Source organism: Pseudomonas sp. 05N433, assembly GCF_056396925.1.
In genome coordinates, this window is the sequence record NZ_JBFTML010000161.1 from 1 (window position 1) to 439 (window position 439).

General features: G+C 53.5%; 1 protein-coding gene and 1 pseudogene. Both read right to left on the bottom strand.

Going from position 1 to position 439, the window contains the following annotated elements; translation table 11 throughout:
* The coding region (locus tag AC1DIS_RS30165) for an NAD-dependent epimerase/dehydratase family protein (protein WP_477781325.1) at window positions 1-295 on the bottom strand (295 nt) is incomplete at its 3' end.
* Window positions 292-439, bottom strand: a pseudogene (locus AC1DIS_RS30170) (glycosyltransferase family 2 protein); the annotation flags it as partial. The gene AC1DIS_RS30165 and the pseudogene AC1DIS_RS30170, both read right to left, overlap by 4 nt.

Below are 439 nucleotides of genomic sequence, written 5' to 3' on the forward strand. Positions count from 1 at the left end.
ACCGAAGAGTGCCCTCCACATTAACCTTGCGAAACTCGGCCAAGGCATCAGAAGCGATTTCGTTCATCACATGAACTCTGGCCGCCGCGTGGACGACCGCACTGACTTCCTTCAACTCAGGCAAGGCTTCAGGATCATTCAGATCAAAGGGTACAACCGGGCATAAACCCTGCAACCGGGTGAGACTGCGAGCGGCCGCGATCGGAGCGAACTGTTTGTCCACCAACATCCTGAAAACCAGCGCCTCACCCACGAAACCGCCTGCCCCCGTGACCAATACCTTTGGGGCTGTCATTGAGCTTTGTTTCCCATCAATGCGGTGAACCAACAGATAAAAAAGAAAAAAATCTTGTCCCGCACCCGGCGCCTGCATTGCCAGGCACTGAAGGACAGTTTCATCAGTTCCGTACGCCGTAATTGCAACAAGACGCCTTTAAAG